The 22,202-nt window shown below is 69.4% G+C and carries 27 protein-coding genes and 1 pseudogene; 23 read left to right on the plus strand and 5 right to left on the minus strand.

Annotated features, from left to right (window positions below):
- The first annotated feature begins 218 nt into the window (after nucleotides 1-218).
- From AAHM44_RS00005 to AAHM44_RS00070, 14 genes and pseudogenes are all read left to right on the plus strand, one after another.
- Nucleotides 219-686, plus strand: a complete 468-nt coding sequence (locus AAHM44_RS00005; protein ID WP_342248558.1) for a hypothetical protein — start codon at nucleotides 219-221, stop codon at nucleotides 684-686.
- Nucleotides 676-1,980, plus strand: coding sequence for a DNA-packaging protein (locus tag AAHM44_RS00010; RefSeq protein WP_342248559.1), 1,305 nt, complete (start codon nucleotides 676-678; stop codon nucleotides 1,978-1,980). Before AAHM44_RS00005 ends, AAHM44_RS00010 begins: the two co-directional genes overlap by 11 nt.
- A gap of 282 nt (nucleotides 1,981-2,262) precedes the next feature.
- Entirely contained in the window at nucleotides 2,263-2,574 is a 312-nt protein-coding gene (locus AAHM44_RS00015; protein WP_342248560.1) for a hypothetical protein, read from the plus strand.
- A gap of 105 nt (nucleotides 2,575-2,679) precedes the next feature.
- Nucleotides 2,680-3,789, plus strand: coding sequence for a phage portal protein (locus AAHM44_RS00020; RefSeq protein ID WP_342248561.1), 1,110 nt, complete (start codon nucleotides 2,680-2,682; stop codon nucleotides 3,787-3,789).
- A complete protein-coding gene (locus AAHM44_RS00025) occupies nucleotides 3,786-4,094 on the plus strand; it encodes a DUF6127 family protein (protein ID WP_342248562.1) in 309 nt (102 codons plus the stop codon). Before AAHM44_RS00020 ends, AAHM44_RS00025 begins: the two co-directional genes overlap by 4 nt.
- Nucleotides 4,091-4,459, plus strand: a complete 369-nt coding sequence (locus tag AAHM44_RS00030; RefSeq protein WP_342248563.1) for an HK97 family phage prohead protease — start codon at nucleotides 4,091-4,093, stop codon at nucleotides 4,457-4,459. Before AAHM44_RS00025 ends, AAHM44_RS00030 begins: the two co-directional genes overlap by 4 nt.
- Before the next feature lie 71 nt (nucleotides 4,460-4,530).
- A pseudogene (locus AAHM44_RS00035) lies at nucleotides 4,531-5,582 on the plus strand (phage major capsid protein).
- 60 nt (nucleotides 5,583-5,642) lie between these two features.
- Nucleotides 5,643-6,125, plus strand: a complete 483-nt coding sequence (locus AAHM44_RS00040; RefSeq protein ID WP_342248564.1) for a hypothetical protein — start codon at nucleotides 5,643-5,645, stop codon at nucleotides 6,123-6,125.
- A complete protein-coding gene (locus AAHM44_RS00045; protein WP_342248565.1) occupies nucleotides 6,122-6,277 on the plus strand; it encodes a hypothetical protein in 156 nt (51 codons plus the stop codon). The genes AAHM44_RS00040 and AAHM44_RS00045 overlap by 4 nt, the downstream gene beginning before the upstream one ends.
- Complete coding sequence (locus AAHM44_RS00050) at nucleotides 6,274-6,663, plus strand: DUF3168 domain-containing protein (protein WP_342248566.1); 390 nt, start codon at nucleotides 6,274-6,276, stop codon at nucleotides 6,661-6,663. Before AAHM44_RS00045 ends, AAHM44_RS00050 begins: the two co-directional genes overlap by 4 nt.
- 12 nt (nucleotides 6,664-6,675) lie before the next feature.
- Nucleotides 6,676-7,083, plus strand: coding sequence for a phage major tail protein, TP901-1 family (locus tag AAHM44_RS00055; RefSeq protein ID WP_342248567.1), 408 nt, complete (start codon nucleotides 6,676-6,678; stop codon nucleotides 7,081-7,083).
- A complete protein-coding gene (locus tag AAHM44_RS00060; RefSeq protein WP_342248568.1) occupies nucleotides 7,080-7,391 on the plus strand; it encodes a GTA-gp10 family protein in 312 nt (103 codons plus the stop codon). The genes AAHM44_RS00055 and AAHM44_RS00060 overlap by 4 nt, the downstream gene beginning before the upstream one ends.
- Nucleotides 7,391-7,582 (plus strand): phage tail assembly chaperone, encoded by a 192-nt coding sequence (locus tag AAHM44_RS00065; RefSeq protein WP_342248569.1) that lies wholly within the window; start codon nucleotides 7,391-7,393, stop codon nucleotides 7,580-7,582. Before AAHM44_RS00060 ends, AAHM44_RS00065 begins: the two co-directional genes overlap by 1 nt.
- The gene (locus AAHM44_RS00070) at nucleotides 7,575-8,156 is read left to right on the plus strand and encodes a tail tape measure protein (protein WP_342248570.1); all 582 of its coding nucleotides are present in this window, start codon (nucleotides 7,575-7,577) and stop codon (nucleotides 8,154-8,156) included. Before AAHM44_RS00065 ends, AAHM44_RS00070 begins: the two co-directional genes overlap by 8 nt.
- A gap of 97 nt (nucleotides 8,157-8,253) precedes the next feature.
- Here the strand turns inward: AAHM44_RS00070 and AAHM44_RS00075 are convergent, their stop codons facing one another.
- Nucleotides 8,254-9,075 (minus strand): hypothetical protein, encoded by an 822-nt coding sequence (locus AAHM44_RS00075; protein WP_342248571.1) that lies wholly within the window; start codon nucleotides 9,073-9,075, stop codon nucleotides 8,254-8,256.
- 185 nt (nucleotides 9,076-9,260) lie between these two features.
- A complete protein-coding gene (locus AAHM44_RS00080; protein ID WP_342248572.1) occupies nucleotides 9,261-9,746 on the minus strand; it encodes a hypothetical protein in 486 nt (161 codons plus the stop codon).
- 124 nt (nucleotides 9,747-9,870) lie between these two features.
- Between AAHM44_RS00080 and AAHM44_RS00085 the strand changes: the two genes are divergently transcribed.
- The 7 genes from AAHM44_RS00085 to AAHM44_RS00115 all read left to right on the plus strand — a co-directional run bounded on the left by AAHM44_RS00085 (nucleotide 9,871) and on the right by AAHM44_RS00115 (nucleotide 17,936).
- Nucleotides 9,871-12,081 carry a DUF2460 domain-containing protein gene (locus AAHM44_RS00085; RefSeq protein WP_342248573.1) on the plus strand — a complete coding sequence of 737 codons (2,211 nt, stop codon included), beginning with the start codon at nucleotides 9,871-9,873 and terminating at the stop codon, nucleotides 12,079-12,081.
- Complete coding sequence (locus tag AAHM44_RS00090) at nucleotides 12,078-12,881, plus strand: DUF2163 domain-containing protein (RefSeq protein WP_342248574.1); 804 nt, start codon at nucleotides 12,078-12,080, stop codon at nucleotides 12,879-12,881. The genes AAHM44_RS00085 and AAHM44_RS00090 overlap by 4 nt, the downstream gene beginning before the upstream one ends.
- Nucleotides 12,878-13,252: a peptidoglycan endopeptidase gene (locus tag AAHM44_RS00095; RefSeq protein WP_269573120.1), complete on the plus strand. Its 375-nt coding sequence runs from the start codon at nucleotides 12,878-12,880 to the stop codon at nucleotides 13,250-13,252. The genes AAHM44_RS00090 and AAHM44_RS00095 overlap by 4 nt, the downstream gene beginning before the upstream one ends.
- A gap of 2 nt (nucleotides 13,253-13,254) precedes the next feature.
- Nucleotides 13,255-15,411, plus strand: a complete 2,157-nt coding sequence (locus tag AAHM44_RS00100; protein WP_342248575.1) for a GTA baseplate fiber-binding domain-containing protein — start codon at nucleotides 13,255-13,257, stop codon at nucleotides 15,409-15,411.
- On the plus strand, nucleotides 15,408-15,908 hold the full coding sequence (locus AAHM44_RS00105) for a DUF2793 domain-containing protein (protein ID WP_269573122.1): 501 nt from the start codon (nucleotides 15,408-15,410) through the stop codon (nucleotides 15,906-15,908). Before AAHM44_RS00100 ends, AAHM44_RS00105 begins: the two co-directional genes overlap by 4 nt.
- A 108-nt stretch (nucleotides 15,909-16,016) precedes the next feature.
- The gene (locus AAHM44_RS00110) at nucleotides 16,017-17,150 is read left to right on the plus strand and encodes an OmpA family protein (RefSeq protein WP_269573123.1); all 1,134 of its coding nucleotides are present in this window, start codon (nucleotides 16,017-16,019) and stop codon (nucleotides 17,148-17,150) included.
- A gap of 108 nt (nucleotides 17,151-17,258) precedes the next feature.
- Complete coding sequence (locus AAHM44_RS00115) at nucleotides 17,259-17,936, plus strand: phytanoyl-CoA dioxygenase family protein (protein ID WP_342248576.1); 678 nt, start codon at nucleotides 17,259-17,261, stop codon at nucleotides 17,934-17,936.
- On the opposite strand, the gene ygfZ is transcribed toward AAHM44_RS00115, so the two are convergent.
- Entirely contained in the window at nucleotides 17,933-18,664 is a 732-nt protein-coding gene (gene ygfZ / locus AAHM44_RS00120; protein WP_342248577.1) for a CAF17-like 4Fe-4S cluster assembly/insertion protein YgfZ, read from the minus strand. The two genes, AAHM44_RS00115 and ygfZ, sit on opposite strands and share 4 nt — an antisense overlap.
- 47 nt (nucleotides 18,665-18,711) lie before the next feature.
- Here ygfZ and AAHM44_RS00125 point away from each other — a divergent pair, with 47 nt between their 5' ends.
- Nucleotides 18,712-20,034 (plus strand): dihydroorotase, encoded by a 1,323-nt coding sequence (locus AAHM44_RS00125; protein ID WP_269573126.1) that lies wholly within the window; start codon nucleotides 18,712-18,714, stop codon nucleotides 20,032-20,034.
- Nucleotides 20,031-20,504, plus strand: a complete 474-nt coding sequence (locus AAHM44_RS00130; RefSeq protein ID WP_269573127.1) for an SRPBCC family protein — start codon at nucleotides 20,031-20,033, stop codon at nucleotides 20,502-20,504. Before AAHM44_RS00125 ends, AAHM44_RS00130 begins: the two co-directional genes overlap by 4 nt.
- Here the strand turns inward: AAHM44_RS00130 and dapF are convergent.
- Together dapF and AAHM44_RS00140 are read right to left on the minus strand one after the other, a co-directional pair.
- Nucleotides 20,501-21,439 carry a diaminopimelate epimerase gene (gene dapF / locus AAHM44_RS00135; RefSeq protein ID WP_269573128.1) on the minus strand — a complete coding sequence of 313 codons (939 nt, stop codon included), beginning with the start codon at nucleotides 21,437-21,439 and terminating at the stop codon, nucleotides 20,501-20,503. The two genes, AAHM44_RS00130 and dapF, sit on opposite strands and share 4 nt — an antisense overlap.
- Before the next feature lie 44 nt (nucleotides 21,440-21,483).
- Nucleotides 21,484-22,158: a glutathione S-transferase family protein gene (locus AAHM44_RS00140; RefSeq protein WP_269573129.1), complete on the minus strand. Its 675-nt coding sequence runs from the start codon at nucleotides 22,156-22,158 to the stop codon at nucleotides 21,484-21,486.
- Between the last annotated feature and the right edge of the window lie 44 nt (nucleotides 22,159-22,202).

Below are 22,202 nucleotides of genomic sequence, written 5' to 3' on the forward strand. Positions count from 1 at the left end.
CCCCCCCCGCCCCCCCCCCCCCCGGGGAACCGCTGAACCCGCCATTCCCTTGGATTCCCCTCCCACGAACCGGAAATCGCACATTTCAACGAACCATATAGGCACTTTTTGCTTGACATCGTCACGCTGATATGGCACAAAACAGGAACGCTGAAGAATTGCGAGTCGGGCCGGGGCGGCAACGCCATCCGGCCCTTTTCTTTTTCGGTAGAGGCGCCGTGGAGAAGAAGCGACGGCACTGGGTGCGCTGGTCCAAGACCAAGCGCGAAGCATTCCTCGATCATCTGGCGGGCACCGCCAATGTCCGCGCCTCGGCCGATGTCGCCGGGGTGACGCCGCCGAGCGTCTATCACCTGCGGCGCAAGGACGAGGAATTCGCCGAGGAATGGCGCAAGGCGCTGGCGCTTGGCTATGACATGCTGGAGACCGAGCTGCTCGGCCATATCCTGGCCGGCGGCGGCAGGACGATCGCTTGCGCCGACGGGCGCGAGATCGATGTGCAGGAGGCGATGCGCCTGCTCGGCCTGCATCGCAACAGCCTGAAGGGCAAATGGAAGGGCGGCCCGCCGCTCAAGCGGGCGCGGCCCGAGGATACCGATGCGGCCATCATGCGGAAGCTCGACGCTATCGATCGCGCCCGGGCCCGCGAAGCCGCGGAGCGCGCGGAGAAGCAGGATGGCCAATGACGCGTTCGAGCGGCTGCTCACCTATCCGCCCGACAAGCGGGCCGATGCGATCCGCGCGCTGAGCGCCCCGCAGAAGCGCGAATATGTCGAGCGCTGGTGGCAATGGGCGCATCGCGGGCAATGCGAGCCGGAGGGCGACTGGCGGATCTGGCTGATCCGCGCCGGGCGCGGCTTCGGCAAGACCCGCGCGGGCGCCGAATGGGTGCTGGCCCGGGCGCGCGCGCATCCCGGTGCGCGGATCGCGCTGGTCGGCGCCAATGAAGCCGATGTGCAGCGGGTGATGGTGGAAGGCGAAGGCGGCCTGCTTGCCAGCGCCCGCGAGGATGAGGAACTGGTGTGGCACCGGACCACCGGCGCGCTGCGCTTTGCGAACGGAGCGCAGGCCCAGGTCTATTCGGCTGCAGCACCCGACAGCCTGCGCGGCCCCGAGCATCATTTCGCCTGGTGCGACGAGCTCGCCAAATGGGGGCGCGGCGGCCAGGCGGCCTGGGACAATCTGGCGATGACGCTGCGCGTGGGCGAGATGCCGCAGATCGTGGTGACCACCACTCCGCGCCCGGGCAAGCTGATGCGGATGGTGATGGCGCTGCCCGGCGTGCACGAAACCCTGGGCAAGACGCGCGACAATCCGTGGCTGCCGGCAAGCTTCGTCGAGGCGATGACCGCGCAATATGCGGGCAGCAGGCTCGGCCGGCAGGAGCTGGACGGCGAGATGCTCGACCAGGTGGAAGGCGCACTGTGGACGCGCGACCTGCTCGACGCCTGCCGGGCGGACGCATTGCCCGAGCTGGTACGCCGGATCATCGGCGTCGATCCGCCGGCAGGGATCGGCGGCGACAGCTGCGGGATCGTGGCGGCGGCGCTGGGACGCGACGGCAAGGCCTATGTGCTCGAGGATGCGAGCGTGCACGGGGTATCGCCCGAGCGCTGGGCGCATGCGGTGGCGGCCTGTGCCGCGCGGCACGATGCCGATCGGATAGTGGCGGAGAAGAACCAGGGCGGCGCGATGGTGAAGGCCGTGCTGCTCGGCGCCGACAGCAATTTGCCGGTGACCCTGGTGCATGCCAGCCAGGGCAAGGCGGCACGCGCCGAGCCGGTGAGCCTGCTCTACGAAGGCGGCAAGGTGCGGCACGCCGGCGCCTTCCCGGCGCTGGAGGACGAATTGTGCGGGCTGGTGATGGGCGGCGGCTATGAAGGGCCGGGCCGATCGCCGGACCGCGCGGACGCTCTGGTCTGGGCGCTGCACGAGCTGATGCTCGGGCGCAGGGGCAAGGCGGCGATCCGGGTTTTGTGAAGAGTGGGGCTTTTGAAGTTGGGCGGGCAAGCTCGCCCAGCGTCATCCCCGTGCGGGTGGGATCGAGGGTTTGTCCTGCTGGGCCCTGGATTCCAGCCTGCGCGGGGATGACGGAAGAATAAGCGAGGTCATGAAATCTCTCCTCCCTGCAAGGGAGGGGATGGGGGTGGGTCCCTGCCCGCGATACGGCGAGGCATTGCGTCCAGCTGCAGTATCGCCAGGCATCTACCCACCCCCGGCCCCTCCCTTGCAGGGAGGGGAGTTTCAATCAGGAGAAAAGCGATGACGGGACCGATCCGGGCCCGGCGGGCGGCTGCGCTTGCCGGGATGCTGATGCTGTGCGGGTGCGCGATCGGGCGGGCCGCGCTCGATGTGGGAAGCGCGGCGCTGGTGGCGCGCTTCGATGCGGACCGCGATGGCGGGCTGGACCGGGCGGAGGTTGGCGCGATGGTCTCGGCCGCGGTGCCGGGGAGCGGGCCGGCGATCGATGCCGCGCGCGCCGGGCTGGCGGCGGGATACTGGACGCGGGATTGCGACCGCGACGGGAAGCTGAGCGCCGGCGAGTTGGGGGCGGTTGGTGGGTGCGGGGGTTAGGGCTTGGCCATTAATCACTCCTCCCCCTCCGGGGGAGGATTTTAGAGGTCCGTCTTCGCAGCTTCCGTTTCAAACCAGCAGACCCTCGATTTTCAGGAGCAACGCATGAAATGGTTCGGGCGAAAGTCCGTGCGCGAAGGCGCGCGGCCGGCTTTGTCGCGCGCGGGCAGCTTCGCCGGCAGCGTGGGCGAATGGCCGCGCAGCTACGAGGCACAGGTGCGCGACGCCTATTGCCACAATCCGGTGGCGCAGCGGGCGGTGAAGCTGGTCGCCGAGGGCGCGGGCAGCGCGGCGTTGAAGGCCAGCGATCCGGCGCTGCTCGCGCTGGTGACGGCGCGCAGCGGCGGCCAGCCGCTGATCGAGACGCTGGCGGCGCAGCTGCTGCTGCACGGCAATGGCTATGTCCAGGTGCTGGCCGATGACGGCGGCGCGGTGCGCGAGCTCTATGCGCTGCGCCCCGAGCGAGTGAGCGTGGAGCCCGACGCGCGGGGCTGGCCGGTCGCCTATCGCTACAAGGTGGGCGAGCGGGTGGCGCGGCTGGCGGCCGAGGATGGCGGCGGGCGGCCGGCGGTGATCCACCTGCGCAATTTCTCGCCGATCGACGATCATTATGGCCTGGGCTGCCTGGGCGCGGCTTCAGGTGCCGTCGCGATCCACAATGAAGCGGCGCGCTGGAACAAGGCGCTGCTCGACAATGCGGCGCGACCTTCGGGCGCGCTGGTCCATGATCCGGGCGACGGCAGCGCGATGCCGGCCGACCAGTTCACCCGGCTGAAGCGCGAGATGGAGGAAGGGTTCGCCGGCGCCGCCAATGCCGGACGGCCGATGCTGCTCGAGGGCGGGCTGAAATGGCAGGCGATGAGCCTGACCCCGGCGGACATGGATTTCGTCGGGCTCAAGGCCGCGGCGGCGCGGGATATCGCGCTGGCGTTCGGCGTGCCGGCGATGCTGCTCGGGCTGCCGGGGGATGCGGCGTACGCGAATTATCGCGAGGCCAATCGTGCCTTGTGGCGGCTCGCGATCCTGCCGCTGGCCGACAAGATACTGAGCGGGATCGCCGAGGGGCTGGTCGGCTGGTTCCCGGGGGCGAGCCTGGCGGTGGACCTCGATGCGCTGACCGCGCTGGCCGAGGACCGCGAGCGGCTCTGGGCGCAGGTCGGCGCCGCGCCCTTCCTCAGCGATGACGAGAAGCGTGAAATGGTAGGTGTGAAATGAGTAACGGTGAGATGCTGGCCCAGCTGATCGGGCAGGCCGAAGCGGAGGGTGCCGGGCTGGTGACCCTGCGCGCGATCGCCGAGGAAGCGGGCGAGCTGGGGGCGCAGCGGGCGCTGACCCGGCTGGGGCTGGCCGATGCCGGCGCGGCCAAGGACATGGGCGAGCTGCGCGAGCTGCTGGGGGCATGGCGCGACGCCAAGCGCTCGGCACTGAAGGCGGCGTTCCAATGGGCCGGGCGGATGGCGGCGGCGTTGCTGCTGGTCGGGCTGGCGGTGAAGCTCGGTTTCCCCGGGTGGCTCAAATGACCGTGCGCTTCGCGGGATACGCCGCGGTGTTCGACGCGGTGGATCGCGGGGGCGATGTCGTGCGCAGGGGCGCCTTTGCGGGCGCGCGGCGGGTGCCGCTGCTCTGGCAGCATGCCGGGGCGCCGGTGGGCGAGATCGAGACGATCGGCGAGGATGCGCGCGGGCTGCGCGTGATCGGGCGAGTGGCCGAAGGCGCGCTGGCCGAACGGCTGCGCGCGGGCGCGGTGACCGGGCTTTCGTTCGGATATCGGGTGAAGGAAGCGCGGCGCGGCAACGTGCGCGAGATCACGTCGCTCGACCTGGTCGAAGTGAGCCTGGTGGCAAGCCCGATGCAGCCGCTGGCGCGGGTGCACGCGCTGGACTGACCTTTCGAAATGGGATTTCTGACCCGGCGGGATGCTCCCGTCCGGGCTTTTGGCGTGGACGGGAGACGGGCATGATCGAAGTGAAGGCGGATGCGCTCGAGGCGAGCTTCGAGGCAGTGGAACGCAGCGGGCTGCCGCCGGAGCGGCCGATGCTGGAAGGCGCGCGGCCGATCGGCGGGAGCGCGTTCGAGAGCTTCCTGCGCTCGGGCGGCGGGCTCGAGGCCAAGGCGATGAGCGGGGCGAGCGATGCCGCGGGCGGCTATGCGGTGCCCGACGAGCTCGATGCGCGGATCGATGCGACGCTGAAGGCGGTGTCGCCGATCCGGAGCATCGCCAGCGTGGTGCGGGTGGGCTCAAGCGGCTACCGCAAGCTGGTGGCGAGCGGCGGGTTCGAGAGCGGCTGGGCGGCGGAGACCGCGGCGCGCGACGAGACCGACACGCCGGTGTTCAACGAAGTCGCGCCGCCGATGGGCGACCTCTATGCCAATCCGGCGGCGAGCCAGGCGATGCTCGACGACGCGGCGTTCGATGTCGAGAGCTGGCTCAGCGACGAGATCGCGCGCGAGTTCGCGGCGGCGGAGGGTGCGGCGTTTGTCGGCGGCAATGGCGTCAACAGCCGCGCGGCTTCCTGGCGGCGCCCAATGCGGCAACCGGCGACGGCGTGCGGGCGTTCGGGACGCTGCAATATCTGGTGAGCGGCGCGGCGGGCGGCTTCGCGGCCAATCCCGAGGAGAAGCTGATCGACCTGGTCCAGGCGCTGCGCGCGCCGTACCGCCAGGGGGCGAGCTGGGTGATGAATTCGGCGACGCTCGCCCGGGTACGCAAGTTCCGGACGAGCGACGGCGCGCTGCTGTGGCAGCCGGGGCTGGCGGCGGGGCAGCCGGCGACCTTGCTCGGCTATCCGGTGGTCGAGGCCGAGGACATGCCCGACATCGCGGCGAACAGCCTGTCGATCGCCTTCGGCAACTTCCAGGCGGGATACCTGATCGCCGAGCGCGGCGAGACGCAGATCCTGCGCGATCCCTATTCGAACAAGCCGTTCGTCCATTTCTACGCGACCAAGCGCGTCGGCGGGATGGTGAGCAATTCGGAAGCGATCAAGCTGCTGAAATTCGCGGCCTGATCCTTCCCCGGGGCCGCGCCGGGGAGGGCGGCCCCACCCCTTTCACATGCGGAGAGCGAGATGGAGTTTCCGCCTTTTCCGGGCGCGGTGATCGGTGCCGCGCGCGACGCTGCCCGCGCGCATCTGCGGATCGCGGGCGACGGCGAGGACGCGCTGATCGAGGCGCTGGCCGGTACCGCGCTGGCGCTGGCCGAGCGCTTCACCGGCACCGCGCTGATCGCGCGCGACTTCGGCGAGACCGTGGATACCAGGAACCGCTGGCAGGCGCTCGCCGCGCTGCCGGTGACCGCGATCGATGCCGGGATCGACGTGGCGATCGACATCGACACCCAGGGCGTGGGCTGGGTGCGCACGCGCGGGCGGCAGAGCGTCGCCTATCGTGCGGGGACGGCGGCGGGTTGGGGCGACCTGCCGCCGCCCATCGCGACCGGCGTGGTGCTGCTGATCGCCCACCTGTTCGACCATCGCGAGCGCGACATGGCGCCGCCGGCGGCGGTGAGCGCGCTGTGGCGGCCCTATCGCCGCGTGCGGCTGGCGACATGAGGAACGCGGTGCGGCGGGCGATCGATCGGGTCGCCGAAGCGGTGCGCACCGCGGTGCCCGATGCGCGGGTCGAGCTGCGCGACGACGGCATCGCGATCGAGGGGCGCGGGCTGCGCGCGCGGCTGCGCTGGATCGGAGGGCTGCTCAAATGAGCGTGCAGGAAGTGCTGCAGGCGGCGCTGGTCGAGGCGCTGGCCGGGCTCGAGGTGACGGCAGTGTTCGACGCGCCGCCGGTGCGCGCCGCGCGGCCCTATGCGCTGGTCGAGGAAGCCTGGCTGACCGACTGGGGCACCAAGGACATGGCCGGGCGCGAGGGGCGGTTCGCGATCACCTTGTTCGACGCGGGCGAGCGCCCTGCCCGGTTGCGCGCGCTGGCCGGCGAAGTCGAGGACCGGATCGCGGCGATGCCCCGCGGCATCGGCCAGGGCTGGGCGATCGCCAGCCTGGTGCTGCTGCGCTCGCGGATATCCCGTGACGGGGACTCGCGCTGGCAATCGGTGAGCGAATTTCGCGTGCGGATGCTCCGCAGCGAACTCTGACAGGAGAGAGACATGGCGGCAGAAAAGGGCAGCGCGTTCCTGCTCAAGGTGGGGAACGGCGCGACGCCGGTGGTGTACGCCACCGTGGCGGGGCTGCGCACCACGCAGCTGAGCGTGAACGGCGAGATGGTGGCGATCACCAGCAAGGACAGCGGCGGGTGGCGCGAGCTGCTGTCCGGCGCGGGCGTCCGATCGGTGAGCGTATCGGGCGCCGGGGTGTTCACCGGATCGATCGCGGAAGCACGGCTCAAGGCCAATGCGCTCTCGGGCGCGATCGATGACTATCGGCTCAGCTTCGAGAGCGGCGAGACGATGACCGGGCGCTTCCTGGTGACGCGGCTCGACTATGCCGGGGATTTCAACGGCGAGCGCAGCTACACGCTTAGCCTGGAAAGCTCCGGGCCGGTGGTGTCGGCATGAGCGCGGCGGCAAACCCCGAGCGGGGCGAGGCGGCACTCGTGCTGGACGGCGTCACCCATGTTCTGCGGCCGAGCTTCCAGGCGCTGGTGGCGGCGGAAGCCGAGATCGGGCCGCTGTTCGAACTGGTCGAGCGCGCGGCTTCGGGCCGGCTGGGCATTGCCGAGATTGCCGGGCTGTTCTGGCATTGCCTGCGCGAACCGCCGGCGATCGACCGGGCGGCGTTCGGCGAAGCGCTGGCGGCGGCGGGGCTCAAGGCGCTGACCCCCGCGCTGCGCATGCTGATCGGGCAGATCCTGGCCGGGCGCTGATGCGGTTCGCGGACAATGCCCGGCGACTGGCCGGCGCGGCGGGCGCGATGTTCGGATGGAAGCCGGATGATTTCTGGGCGGCAACCCCGGCCGAGCTGGGCGCGCTGCTCGATGCGATCCGCGGCGAGGCCGAGCTGCCACCCGACACCGCCATGATGACGCGGCTCAAGGAGCAATTTCCCGATGGATGAGGAAGAGATCGAGCGGCTGATCGTCAGCGTGCGTGCGGATACCCGCGCCTTTGCCCGCGATGTCGAGGAAATGCGGAGCGGGCTGGAAGGGCCGATGGGCGCCGGCGCCGAACGCGCCGGGCGGGCGATCGAAAACGCCCTGCTGCGCGCCGTACGCACCGGCAAGTTCGGCTTCGAGGATCTGAAGCGCGTCGCACTGAGCGTGATGGACGAGATCGCCCGCGCGGCACTGCGCGACGGCATCGCCTCGATCGCCGGCGGCGGCAGTGGCGGATCGGGCGATGGCGGGCTTTCCGCGCTGACCAGCCTGGTGATGTCGCTGTTCGGATCGCCGGGCCGGGCGACCGGCGGACCCGTGAGCCCCGGCCGGCCCTATTGGGTGGGCGAACGCGGGCCGGAACTGTTCGTGCCGGCGAGCGCGGGGAGCGTCGCGGTGCCGGCGGGCGGCGGTGGGCGCGACGTGCGGGTGGCGATCACCGTGAATGCGGCTGCGGATGTGGCGCCGCGCGCGCTGGCGCAATCGAGCCGCCAGGTGGCGCGGGCGGTGCGGGCGGCGTTGGCGGGAGTGGACTAGGGCGTATCCGATAGCGATGCCGTTCGAGAGGTTCCCGCGCCATCGACAGTGGGCCGAGACTGGCCCCCGGCCTTCGCCGGGGAACCGAATATAGGACCTAAGGCGCGATATCCTTCTCGCGCACCATGCTCCGGACGATCGCCTGCTTCTTCATCATCGAGAAGGCGTTCCCGTTTCCGGAATAGAGGCCGTCGAGGAAGCCGCGATCATTGGCGGTCAGCGCAGTGGGTGCGGCATCGTCGCCATCGGGCGTGAAGGCCGAGAGGATCGAGTTCTGGCCAGCCGCCTCGCGCAGGCGGGCGCCGCTCAGCGCGCGCATCGCGGCATAGTCGGCGGCTTGACGAAGATCGCGGTCCGCCATCGCGTCGCGATCGATCAGCACGGTCGCGCTCAATATGTCCCGTCGGGTCAATGCGGAGAGCCGGCTCGAGGTCGAGAGGCGCAGGTCCGGCGCGGAGCCCGGCGTGTAGCGCGGGCGGTCTCCGTCGCGGCTGCGCGTCTCCACTTCAATCCAGGCGCGGGCGGCCCCCGGTTCCGCGGCGATCCGGCGCAGATCGGTGAGGGTCTGGCTGTTGGCGCCCTGGGCATTGGCGTGCTTGAGCTTGCCGACCGCGGCCTTGCCGTCGGGCACGAAAAGCACGAGCAGATTCGGCGTACATCCCTGATCGCCGACCCGAAGCTTCACGGAGCGCGCGATTTCACCGACGCGATCGGCGACAACCCGGTTAGCCTCGGTCGGCAGGCCGGCGACACCGACACAGACGGGATCGTAGAAGCGCGCGAACGGCGCATCGAAGGGGACGACCGGCGCGACGTTCTCGACATAGCGGCGCGCGGCATCTTCCGACGACCGGCCCGAAACCACGATGTCTTCCGAGGGAACGACCTGCGACAGGGCGAGAAGCAACTCGGCAAGCATTCGACACCTCATGGTTTGTTGGGGGCAGCTACGCGCCCGCCATCGTCAGTGGCGCAGCCAGCGGCCGCCGGGCAAGACGGACGCGCTCCGAAAAATGCACCATTATGCTGTAGTTGCGGGCTATTGATGGCAAGCGGAGGCATCGAACCGAGCGTCACCCACCGCGTTGACGGTTGCCTCCAGATTCAGGCCGGGTGATACACGTCCCAGCATCGCTCCGGTGCGCCGAACGCCAGAGGAACCAGCGCGGAAAGCAAAGCGGCCGGCGTCGCGAAAACACAGCCCGCGGCTTGCTGCACTGCCCCGTTCCGCCGGGCCGCGCGAAGCGCATCCCGAGGCAGTTTCTCGGGCGAGAACAAGGCGAAACCGGGCTCCCACCGCTGAAGCCGCAAGGCACCATAAAATGCGGTTCCCATGCCATCGGATTGCTGGAAGACAAAGCCATCGGCACGGCCGGCGACAGGGATGAGCGCCACGGTCTCGGGCCATGCGCCCCCCGACAGCTTGTAGTGATCGCCCTCGATGCGGAAGCCCAAAGTGCTGTCTCCGATGGCGTTCCGATAGCTGCCGCCGATCAACGGGAGCTGCCCCGCGCCGAACGCGAGAAGCGGCGACGACGACAAATAGATCGCACGCACCTGAGGCGAACGGAAAAGGGTGCGGAAATCCATCGGCGCAAACCTATCGGCGGGCCAGCGCCAATCCAAGCTGGCGCAAGCCCGCGATTTCGCTCCGGCACCCGCGAATGCCGGCCACCTCTGTGGAGGGGCACAACTCAAGATCGGGAGTAACAAGATGGGCTGGTGGCTCGCCGATGCGCGCCGCGGGCAGGCCGAGGGCGTGCTCTCGCGCTTCGATCCCGCGTACTGGACGGTCAATTTCCCGCGGCCGATGATGGCATCGGTCATCACCACCGCACCCGATGCGCTGCGGGTGGACGCGGTCTTCTACCGCCAGGACGACCTGGCCGGGCTGATCTGGGAAGCCGAGGACCGGCACGACCATCCTCTGCTGCGCTACGAGACGGCACGCGACTTCCGCGCCTGCCGGCTTCGCTTTCGCTGGCGCTCGTCGGGCGTGAAGCCGCTCGATGGCGTGCACGGACCGGTGCTGACGATCGAGGGACGCGATGCCGCGGGCGCGCCGCGCGCCTGGTATGTTCGGCTGTGGAACTATGCCGAAGGGTCGGGCGAAGACGCCTTGGTCTCAATCGACTTCGCCAGCGTGCAGGGCGGCTATCTGTTGCCCGACGAGGCAGATCCGGTCTGGGCCGGCGATGTCGACCGGATGTTCGTATCACTGGTCGCGCCGGGCTATAGCGGCGCGGACGCCGATCTTGCAGTGCCGGCCGAGGGATGGGCTGAGCTGAGCGACATCGCCTGTGAGGGATCGGGCGCGGTGCTGGCGGCTGGCGACGTGATCGTCCCCGAGCATGGTCTCAGCATCGCCAACGGCTATGACGACAATTACCACCTGACGCCCGAGCGGCTGCTGCGCAACATCGTCCAGCTCGGCTGGCGCGGGACGATCCTGCACTATGTCGGGATGAGCCATTATTTCCGGCTCGAGGCGAGTTCGGGCGGCCATTATGCGAGCCTTGGCGCGACCGCGCTGAATGTCGCCTGCCGGGCCTGGCATGCCGATTTTGCGGCGCGGGCCAGGGCGCTGGGCTACGAACTAATCCTGTCGCTTTCCTATGAACTGCTCGACCAGAATTGCTGGGGCGACTGGAAGCAGCGCGCAGCGGATGGTTCGCCGGCGCTGACCGGATGGGAGCCGCCTTCGACCCTGCTCTCGCCGGCGCATGGCGGCGCGATGGCCTATCTGCAGGCGGTGGCGCGGGAGTTTGCCGGGATCGCGCAGGCGGCCGGGCTGCGCGTGCGCTTCCAGATCGGCGAGCCCTGGTGGTGGACGCTGCCCGATGGGAGCCTGTGCATCCATGATGCGGCGACGCAGGCGGCGCTGGCCGGGGCAAGCGACATCGAGGAAGCGGCCGGCGCGCTGCTGGCGGCATCGACGCTGGCGCTGCGCGATGCGGTGCGCGAGGTGGCGGCGGACGCGGAGACGCTGCTGCTGGTCTATGCACCGACCGCGCTGGTTCAGCCCAAGGCCAATGTGCCGATCGGCTGGGCCCGGCCTGCCTTCAATGTGCTGCAGCTCGAGGATTATGACTGGGCGGCGGCCGGCAATGTGGCGGCGAGCGCGCGCGGAATCGCCGCGATCGAGGCGCGGCTCGGCTATCCGGCGGAGGATCAGCATTATCTGGCAGGCTTCGTGCTGCGGCACGAGGATCGCCGGCAATGGCCCAATGTCGCGGCGGCGGCCGGACGGGCGCGGCGGCGCGGGGTGGCCCAGACCTATGTCTGGGCGCTCCCCCAGGTGCTGCGCGACGGCTTCGTGCATTTCGAAACGGAGGAAGCAATGGATGCGTTCGACGACGTGCTGTTTCCGCTCGCGCTGGGCCGCGAAGCGGAAGTGGCCCCCGAGGTCTCGACTTCGATCGTGACCAGCGCGGGCGGGCGCGAGAGGCGCAATGCCGAATGGGCGGAGGCGCGGACCCGCTATGATGTCGGGCCGGGGCTGCGCTCCGAGACGGACATCATGGAACTGCTCGCCTTTTTCCGGGCGCGGATGGGGCCGGCACGCGGCTTCCGGCTGCGCGATCCGTTCGACTGCGTCGCGGTGGACGAGCTGATCGGCTTTGGGGACGGCACCAACCAGCGCTTCCCGCTGGTGCGGACCTATGGAAGCGTGGTGCGGCGGATCACCCGGCCGGTGGCGGCGACGCTGCAGGTGATGATCGACGGCATGGAGACCGAAGACTTCGTACTGGGGGAAGGCGGCGTGGTGACACTCGGCCTGGCGCCGGCCGAGGACGTTGCCGTGAGCGCGACCTTTATCTTCGACGTGCCGGTGCGCTTCGCCGAGGATCAGCTGCGCGTGAGCCGCGCGACCTTCCAGGCCGGGGCGCTCGCCTCGGTGCCGCTGGTGGAGATCCGCGAATGAGCTGGCTGGCGCAAGCGCTCACCACGCTGGCGCTGTGCTGGCGGATCGAACGGCGCGACGGGGTGACGATCGGGCTGACCGCGCATGACCGGGACATCGAATGGGACGGGCTGGTCCACCAGGCGGCACCCGGCATGGTGCCGAGCGCGATCACGCGGGGGGCCGGGCTCGATCCGGCGAGCATGGACGTGACCGGTGCATTGACCAGCGAGGCGATCGGCGAGGCGGACCTGCTCGCCGGGCGCTGGGACGGCGCGCGGGTGGCGATCTTTGCCTGTGACTGGACCGATCCGGCCCGGCAGGTGGCGCTGGGCGAAGGGACGATCGGCGGGCTCGAGACGCGCGACGGCATGCTCACCGCCGAGCTGCGCGGGGCGATGGCAGCACTCGAGCGGCCGGTGGTCGAGGAGACCTCGCCCGAATGCCGGGCCGAGCTGGGCGACAAAAGATGCCGGGTGGCAATGGCGGGGCGCCGGCGCTTCGCCCGAGTGACGGCGATCGTCGACAATGTGGTGACCCTCGATACCGGGGAGCCGGTGGCCAATGGCTATGCCCAGGGCCGGCTGCGCTGGATCAGCGGCGCCAATTCGGGGCTGGAGGACGCGATCCTCGGCTCAGCCGGTACGACGCTGACCCTGCGCCGGCCGCCGCGCTTCGACGCGCCGGGACGCGTGCTGCTCGTCGAGGGGTGCGACCGGCGCCTGGCGACCTGCGCGGAGCGGTTCGGCAATGCGGTCAACTTCCGGGGCGAGCCCTATCTGCCCGGCATCGACCTGCTGACCCGCTATCCGGGCGGATGAGCGCGGTGCTTGCGCGTGCCCGCGCGATGATCGGCGTGCGCTTCCGGCCGCGGGGCCGGACACGCGAGGGGCTCGACTGTGTCGGGCTGGCGGGCTGGGCATATGGCGCCGCGATACCCGCTGGCTATGCGATGCGGAGCGACGACCGGGCACGGGTGTCCAGGGTGGCGGCGTCGCTTGGGCTGGTCATGACCGAAGCGCGGCAACCCGGCGACCTGGTACTGCTCGCGAGCGGGCCGGGGCAGCTGCACCTCGGCATCGATAGCGGGACCGGGCTGATCCATGCCGACGCGATGCTGCGCCGGGTGGTCGAGCGGCCCGACCCGCTCCCCTGGCCGGTGATCGGCCGCTGGCGAAAATCGGAGGACTGACAATGGCGACCCTGGTGCTCACCGTCGCCGGCGGACTGATCGGCGGTCCGGCGGGCGCGGCGATCGGATCGATGATCGGCAACGTCATCGACCATGAGATCCTGTTCAAGCCCAAGGGCCGCGAGGGACCCCGGCTGAGCGACCTCAAGGTGCAGACCTCCTCCTATGGCACGCAGGTCCCGAAGCTCTTCGGGACGATGCGCGTGGCCGGATCGGTGATCTGGGCGACCGACCTGGTCGAGCATCGCGACCGGCAATCGGGCGGCAAGGGGCGCCCGAGCACCACGACCTACAGCTACACCGCCAGCCTGGCGGTGGCGCTTTCGGCGCGGCCGATCCTGGGCGTGGGACGGATCTGGGCGGACGGCCAGCTGCTGCGCGGCGCCGCCGGCGACTTCAAGGCCCGCACCGGCTTCCGGCTGCACCTGGGCGGCGAGGACCAGCCCGCCGATCCGCTGATCGTGGCGGCGGAAGGTGCCGGACGGGCACCGGCGCATCGCGGTATCGCCTATGCCGTGTTCGAGGATCTCGAACTCGGCCCCTGGGGGAACCGCATCCCGTCGCTCAGCTTCGAAGTGGAGGCCGATGCGGCCCCGGTGCCGGCCGGCGACATCGCCGTGGCCCTGGGCGCGCTGAACCAGGCCGATCCGAGCGTTGCCCTGGCAGGCTTCGCCGCGCAGGGCGCGAGCCTGGCCAGCATAGTCGAAGTGCTCGGCCAGGCTGCGGGCGGCTGGTTCGGCGAGGGACCGATGCTGCACTGCGGCACCGGCGAGGCGATCACGATCGAGGACAGCGGCGTCGGCGGGCACGGGCGCGGGAACCGCAGCGTCGCCTCGGCGACCCGGGTGCCGCGCACGCTGAGCCTCAGCCATTACGACCCAGCCCGCGACTGGCAGATCGGCCTGCAGCGCGCCGGCGGTACCGGTCCAGCCAGCCGGGACATGCGAATCGAGCTGCCCGCCGCGATAGACGCCGGGACCGCGCGGACGCTGGCCGAGGCCGCGCTGCTCCGCGCGGACACAGAACGCACCCGCCGGACGGTGCATCTGGGCTGGGAAGCGCTTGCCGTCTCGCCCGGCAGCCGGGTGCGTATCGCGGGCACGCCGGGCATCTGGCGTGTCGATGGTTGGAAGTTCGAGGGCATGTCGGTGTCCCTCGACTGCGTTGCCCTGGCCCCCGAAGTCGCCCCCCTGCCGGGCAGCGGAGGCCGCGCCCTCGGCGCCGGGGACGTGGCCATCGGACGTACGATCCTGCACGCGTTCGAGCTCCCGCCGATCGAAGATGCGCCCGCAACAACCCCGAGAATCGCGATTGCCGCGGCCGGCGAAGCCGAGGGATGGCGCCGGGCGGCGTTGCTGCTCAGCATCGACGGCGGCACGGCATGGCAGGAAATCGGCGGCACGCAAGGCATCGCCGTACTCGGCCGGATCCGCACGCCTCCCGGACGCGCCGCGCCGCAGATCGAGGACCGGAGAAACCATGTCGTCGTCGAACTCGCCAATCCCGCAATGCTGCTCGACCATGCGGATGACATCGCGCTCGACGCAGGAGCGAATCTCGCGATGCTGGGCGACGAACTGATCCAGTTCAGGCGCGCCGAGCGGCTCGATGCACGACAATGGCGCCTTTCCGGCCTGTGGCGCGGCCGGCGTGGCACCGAAAATGCGATCGGGAGCCAGGTCGAGAGCAACCGCTTCGTGCTGCTCGACGCCCGGACAGTCACTATGACCGACGTACCGCTAGGCGCAATCGGCACCGAGGTGCGGCTGCTGGCCGAGGGCGCGGGAGACGTAGGCGAAGCCGCACAGGCGTTCGCTGCCATCAATGGCATCTCGTTGCTGCCACTCCCTCCCGTTCAGCTCTTCGCCCGCAGGCTATCGAACGGCGGGGTCCGGCTGACCTGGGTGCGCCGCAGCCGGTCGGACTGGCGATGGGAGGACGGGCGCGACCTGGCTCCGGAGCCCGGCGGCGAGCGCTACCGCGTAACCCTGATCCCGAACAACGGCATCGGATGGACCGTGGAGACGCTGGCGCCCGAAATAACACTAGGGGCCGCCGCCATCGCAGGAGGGGCGAGAATCGAGGTGCGTCAGCTCGGCATCACCGGAACCTCCCCGCCCGCAACGCTGACCCTGCCCGATCAAGGAGAATCCGCATGACCGAGATGACCAGCCGACTCGACCTGCCGCTGCTCGACGCCGGGCAGGCGCAGAAGGAAATCCATCACAATGAAGCGCTTGTCCGGCTCGACCTGCTGGTCCAGGCGGCGGCCGAAGGGACGGACCTGAACATCGCACCGGAAACCCCCGCTCCCGGCCAGTGCTGGATCGTGGGTGGCGCGCCGGTGGGAGCCTGGTCAGGTCATGGGGGTGACGTCGCCGGCTGGACGGAGGGTGGCTGGCGCTTCGCAACTCCGCGCGAGGGCATGCGCCTCTGGCTTGGCCACGGTGCCGGATACGCCCTGTTCCGCGACGGCGAATGGCACCAGGGCGAAGCGCATGGTCGGGTTGTCGTCGAAGGGCAACAGGTGGTCGGCGCGCAAATGCCGGAAATTGCGGAACCAGAAGGCGGGACGGTGGTTGATGCGCCAGCGCGGGCCGCAATTTCTGCGGTGATCGTTGCATTGCGTGCGCATGGCCTGATCCATTCCGGCTGACTGTGACGTTCCTGCAACAGTCCCCGGATTTGTGCGCTTGCGCAGAAACTTTCGTTTCGGTACTGAGTTTTTCGCTGTCCGTAGTGACAATCATGAAAGGGGATTAAGATGCGGAAGCTTGCCGTAATTCTGGCACTTGCGACCACCGCGCTGAGCACGCCCGCCCTCGCCCGCGACGATGCGTGGTATGTGGGTGTCGAAGGCGGCGCTATGCTCGTCGAAGACATCAAGTTCGACATCGGCGCTGCCAAGGATGTCGTAACTGCGCACCACAAGGCTGGCTGGGACGCTGACGCAACCGTCGGTTACGACTTCGGTCCGTTCCGTGCGGAAGCCGAAGTTGGCTATCGCGAGGCTTCGGTCAATCGTATCGTCAGCACCGTGACGATGCCGGTTCGCACCGCTGCCGGCGCTGCCGTCAACGCCGCTCCGGGCAACTACGCCTATGCCGGTGGCCGCACTTCGGCCCTGAGCTTCATGGTGAACGGCCTGCTCGACTTCGGTGACGATGATGGCCTTCAGGGCTTCGTCGGCGCCGGTGTCGGTGTCGCGCGCGTCAAGAGCAAGCTCGCTCTGAACAGCTACCAGGACTCGCTGAACGATTCGGACACCGTGTTCGCGTGGCAGGCTCTTGCCGGCATTCGCGCTCCGCTGTCGGACTCGATCGACGTGTCGCTGAAGTATCGCTTCTTCAACAGCTCGACCACCGCGCTGGTGGATGCTTCGGGCCGCACCCTCAACGGTCGGTTCCGTTCGCACTCGATCCTCGGCGGTCTGACCTTCAACTTCGGTGCGCCGGCCCCCGAGCCGACCCCGACGCCGACGCCGGAGCCCACTCCGACGCCGACCTGGACCCCGACTCCGGAACCGACCCCGACGCCGACCGTCGTCTGCACCCCGGGACCGTACATCGTGTTCTTCGACTGGGATAAGTCGGACATCACGCCGGAAGCCGCGAGCATCCTCGACAACGCCATCAGCAACTACCAGAACTGCGGCAACGCACAGGTGATGCTGGCCGGCCACGCCGACCGCTCGGGCTCGGCCAGCTACAACGTTGGCCTGTCGCAGCGTCGCGCTGACTCGGTGAAGGCTTACCTGACCGCTCGTGGCATCGGTGCCGGTGCGATCTCGACCGAAGCATTCGGTGAGAGCAAGCCGCGCGTCGAGACTGCCGACGGCGTTCGCGAGCTGCAGAACCGCCGCGTGGAAGTCACCTACGGTCCGGGTTCGGGCTACTAAGCCAAACCGGTCCCAAGGGACTGACAGAATTGGGGAGGTCGGGAAACCGGCCTCCCTTTTTCTTTGGGCAGTTGCGCTCCGGGCATGAGCCGCACTAGCCCGATCCGGATGATCGATTCGACGATGCCGCTGTCCCTGGAGCGCGATGGCGCCGAGCATTTGCGCGCTGCGGCGCTGGCAGCACGGAACGGAATCGAGGCCGCGCTTGCCGGCCTGCCCGCCGATCGTCCCGGGTTACGCCTTCGCGAGGTAACGGACCTGCCGGACCTGCTCGAAGCGCAAGGCACGATCGGGCGAATCGCCGCTCGACGCCTCGGTCCGGATGCCCGGCCCGTGCGCGCCATCCTGTTCGACAAGAACGACCGGACCAACTGGGCCCTGGGCTGGCATCAGGATCGCACCATTGCCGTCACCGCACGCTGCGACGTGGCCGGTTTCGGCCCATGGACGATCAAGCACGGCATGCACCATGTCGCGCCACCATTCGCGTTGCTCGCCGGAATGCTGACGCTGCGCGTCCACCTGGATCCGGTACCGCTCGACAACGCCCCCTTGCTGATTGCGCCCGGATCACATCGAACCCTGGTTGCGGAGAGCGACATCGAGCGGACGGTGGCAGCCTGTGGCATCCATGCCTGCCTGGCCGAGGCCGGCGATGTCTGGGCGTATGCGACGCCGATCCTTCATGCCTCGAATGCCGCCACGCGACCGAAACGCCGCCGCGTGCTGCAGATCGACTACGCCGCAACCGCGCTGCCCGGCAGGCTGGGCTGGCTGGGAATCTAGCTCGCCTCCGCCTGCAGCGCCGCCGCCAGCCACTGCGGCATCAGTGCATCGCCAAGCGACTCCACCCGACGCAATTCCACCATCAGGCCAAGATCCGGATAGGCGATACGCGTCCGGTCGCCCGGCTCGCCCAGCGGCGCGACCACAAGCCGGCGATTGACCTTGGCGCGATAATGCATGCGCGCGGTGTTCTCCTGGCCGACATAGCAGCCCTTGGTGAAGCTGACACCGCCGAGCTCGCCGGCATTGCATTCGAGCCAGAGCGTCTTGTCCTGGCCCAGCTCCTCGACGCCTTCGGTGACACCGAGGCGCAGGCGATGTCCTCGCCAACCATTCGCTTCATCACCCTCCGCCGAGCCCAGCCAGCGATGGCCGAGCGCCGCGAGGCGCGGATCGGGGACGCCCTGCCCCGCATTCGGCGACCAATGCACCCCACCCTCCATCGGCTCGATCGTTATCGGGCGGCGCAGCCGGTAGATGCTCAACCGCCGCACCAGCGCCTCGCGCTGCGTCGCTTCGCAATCGACCAGGATCGAATCACCGTCCGCCCAGAGAATGAAATCGAACAGCGCCTTGCCCTGCGGCGTCAGCAAGGCTGCCCATTGCGGCGTCTCCGGCGTGACACCCGCCATGTCCTGCGTCACCAGCCCCTGGAGGAATCCACGAACATCCTCGCCCGAAATGCGGATCAGGGCGCGGTCGGCTAGTCTGGTGCTGGTATCGGTCATGCCGAACAGGTAGGGGGTGGCCGGGGGCGACGGAAGAGGCGCGGAATATGATTGTCGATCTGAAGCTCAAGGGCGGTCGCGTGCACCTACCCGGTGGCCCTGCCGAAACCGATGTGGGCGTGAAGGATGGCCGCATCGTCGCGATCGGCGGCGTGCTGGAAGCTGGCGAGACGATCGACTGTACCGGCCTCGACGTGCTGCCCGGCGTGATCGACAGTCAGGTCCATTTCCGCGAGCCCGGCCTCGAGGCCAAGGAAGACCTGGAAAGCGGCGCGCGCGCGGCGGTGCTCGGCGGCGTGACCGCGGTGTTCGAGATGCCGAACACCAAGCCCAACACCGATTCGGCCGAGGCGGTGCAGGACAAGCTCGCCCGGGCGAAGGATCGCATGTGGTGCGACCATGCCTTCTATGTCGGCGCGACCAACAACAATGCCGAGCATCTCGCCGAGCTCGAGCGCCTGCCCGGCACCGCGGGCGTGAAGATCTTCATGGGCGCCTCGACCGGCGACCTGCTCGTGTCGGACGACGCCAACCTCGCCCGCGTGCTCGCCTCGGGCCATCGCCGCGTCGCGATCCATGCCGAAGACGAGTTCCGCATGCAGGACCGCCTGGGCGAACGCGTCCCCGGCGATCCTTCGAGCCACCCGGTATGGCGCGACGACGAGAGCGCGATGCTGGCCACCCGCCGCATCCTCGGCCTCGCCCGCGCGGCGCGGCGGCGGATCCATGTGCTTCACGTCACCACCCCCGCCGAGCTGGAGCTGCTGGGCCAGCACAAGGACATCGCCACTTGCGAAGTCACCCCGCAGCACCTGACGCTGGCGGGCGAGGAGGCCTATCCCACGATTGGCACCTTCGCGCAGATGAACCCGCCGATCCGCTCGGCGGCGCATCGCGACGGGCTGTGGCACTGGCTCAACCAGGGCGTGCCCGATGTGCTCGGCTCGGATCACGCGCCGCACACCCGCGAGGAAAAGGCGAAGCCCTATCCCGACAGCCCCAGCGGCATGCCCGGCGTGCAGACGCTGCTGCCGCTGATGCTCAACCATGTCGCCGAGGGCCGCACCACGCTGCAGCGGGTAATCGACCTGACCAGCGCCGGCCCGCAGCGCATCTTCGGCATCGCCGGCAAGGGCCGCATCGCGGTCGGCTATGACGCCGATTTCACCGTGGTCGACCTCAAGGCACGCTGGACGATCGAGGAGAGCTGGCTTGCCTCGCGTTGTGGCTGGTCGCCCTTCACCGGCAAGCAGTTGACCGGCAAACCGATCGGCACGATCGTGCGCGGCAACCGGGTGATGTGGGAAGCCGAGCTCGCCAACCGGGCGATCGGCCGCCCCGTGCGCTTCGAGGCCGTGGAGTTCGGGTGAGGACGGTCTCGCGCACCGATCGCGCCTCCCGGCTCGTCAAGGCGCCGGCCAGCCGGATCTGGCGCGCCTTCATCGATCCCGCGGAGCTGGTGCGCTGGCTCCCGCCCGAAGGGATGACCGGCGAGATGCTGGCATTCGATGCGCGGCCGGGCGGCGGCTACCGCATGGCGCTGTCGTACGACGATCCCGAGCATGACGCGCCGGGCAAGACCTCCGAACATGCTGATGTCGTCGAGGTGCGCTTCACCGCGCTGAACCCGGGCCGGAGCATCGTCCAGGCGGCGGTGTTCGATTCGGAAGACCCGGCCTTTGCCGGCACGATGCGCATGACCTGGACGCTGGAGCCGGCCGACGGCGCCACCCGCGTCGCGATCACCTGCGAGGACGTCCCGCAGGGGATCGGCAAGCAGGACCATGTCCAGGGACTGAAATCCTCGCTCGCCAACCTGGCGGGGTTCGTCGAAGCCTAGGCCGGGATCGCCGCGGCCCAGGCCACGACCTCGTCCTCGCGCCGGGCATGGACCAGCGGCGTCTCCGCAATGCCCGCCGCCGGATCGACGGCGATCGTCGCGTCGTAGAGGAAGGTCGCGTTGCCGCGAATGGTGACCATGCCGTCCGCATCGGACGATCCCATCACCAGCCCGCCCTTGTTGAACACCTTCATCACCGTGCCGAAGGGCACCCGTCCGGTGCGGCCCGCGGCATAGACCGAGGAGGCCATGGCGCTGCCGCAGCTGTCGGTCAGCCCTACGCCGCGCTCATAGGTGCGTACGAACAGGTCCTGCCCGCGCACTTCGACGAAGGAGACATTCGCGCGGGCCGGGATCAGTTCGGGGCCTGCCTCGCACCAGTCGCCGAGCGCGACCAGCTCGGCCTCATCAACCGATTCAACAAATGTGACGAGATGCGGGTTGGGCATCGCGATCGCGGTGAAGGCGCGCGCGCTCGGCAGGCCGGGGATCGGCGCGTCGATGATCTCCGCTGCGTCTACGCGCAGCCCGACATCGGCGGTGCGCGTCGAAGCCGGCCCGGCCGTCTCGCGGATCGTCACCACGCCGGGCGCCAGCGGCTCGGCGCGCGCGACCTCCGCGCTGCTGGTCTTCAGCCGCACCCGGGCATGGTCGAGCCCGAGCAGCTCGAAGCCCAGCCGCGCGGTGCAGCGCAGGCCGTTGAGGCAGGTCTCCGCCTCCGATCCGTCCGAATTGAACATGCGCATGCCGAAATCATGCCCGGCATCGTCGCCCGCGGTGAGCAGCAGCAGCCCGTCGCCGCCCACCGGCCCGGCACGATCGGCCAGCGCCCGCGCCACGCCCGCCCAGTCCGCGTCGGACAGGGTGAGCGCGCGTGCGTCGATCAGGGGAAAGTCGTTCCCCGAGCCATGGCATTTGATGAAGGCGAACCGCATGGCGCCCAGATAGGCGCGCCGCGCGGTGCTGGCTAGGTCCAACCCTAGCCGGCAACCGCCTCGCGCGCCACCGGCCCGCCCATTGCATCGACCATGGCGCGGTCACGCGTGATGATCGCCGCGAAGCTCGGCCGGGCATGCATCGAGGCAACCCAGGCGGCGAGCCGCGGATAGCGTGCCGAATCGACAGTCACGCCGATGCAGCCCAGCGTCGCCAGCGGGCTCGCCACGGCGATGTCCGCCAGCGTCAGCCGATCGTCGACCAGGAACCCGCTCGCGGGGATCGCGCCCTCCAGATACGCCAGGATCGGCGGCATCAGGTCGCGCTCGGCGGCATCGGCCGCCGCATGGTCGCATTCCATCTTGAGCACGCGCGGGCGCACGAAGCGCTGGCCGAAGATCGCGCTCCCGGCCGCCATCATGATCGTGTCGGCGAGCTCGTCGAACCAGATCGTGCGGGCGCGGGCCTGCGGCTCGGCAGGGATCAGATTGGGCTCGGGATATTTGGCATCGAGATAGGCGACGATCGCCGAACTGTCCGAGATCAGGAAATCGCCGTCCTTGAAGCCCGGCATCTTGCCGAACGGGCTGGCAGCCATGAATTCCGGGCTCCCCCGCCCCATCCCGGCGGGCTGCAACTCGAGTTCCAGGCCCTTCTCGGCACCGAACACCATGACCTTGCGCACATAGGGCGAAAGCGTCGAACCAAACACGATCATGCCAACCTCTCCCAGGCTTTTGGCAAAAAGGCCTATCCGATCGG

It is taken from the genome of Sphingomonas sp. OTU376, from assembly GCF_038440415.1.
In the GTDB taxonomy this organism is placed as follows: Bacteria; Pseudomonadota; Alphaproteobacteria; order Sphingomonadales; family Sphingomonadaceae; genus Sphingomonas; species Sphingomonas kyeonggiensis_A.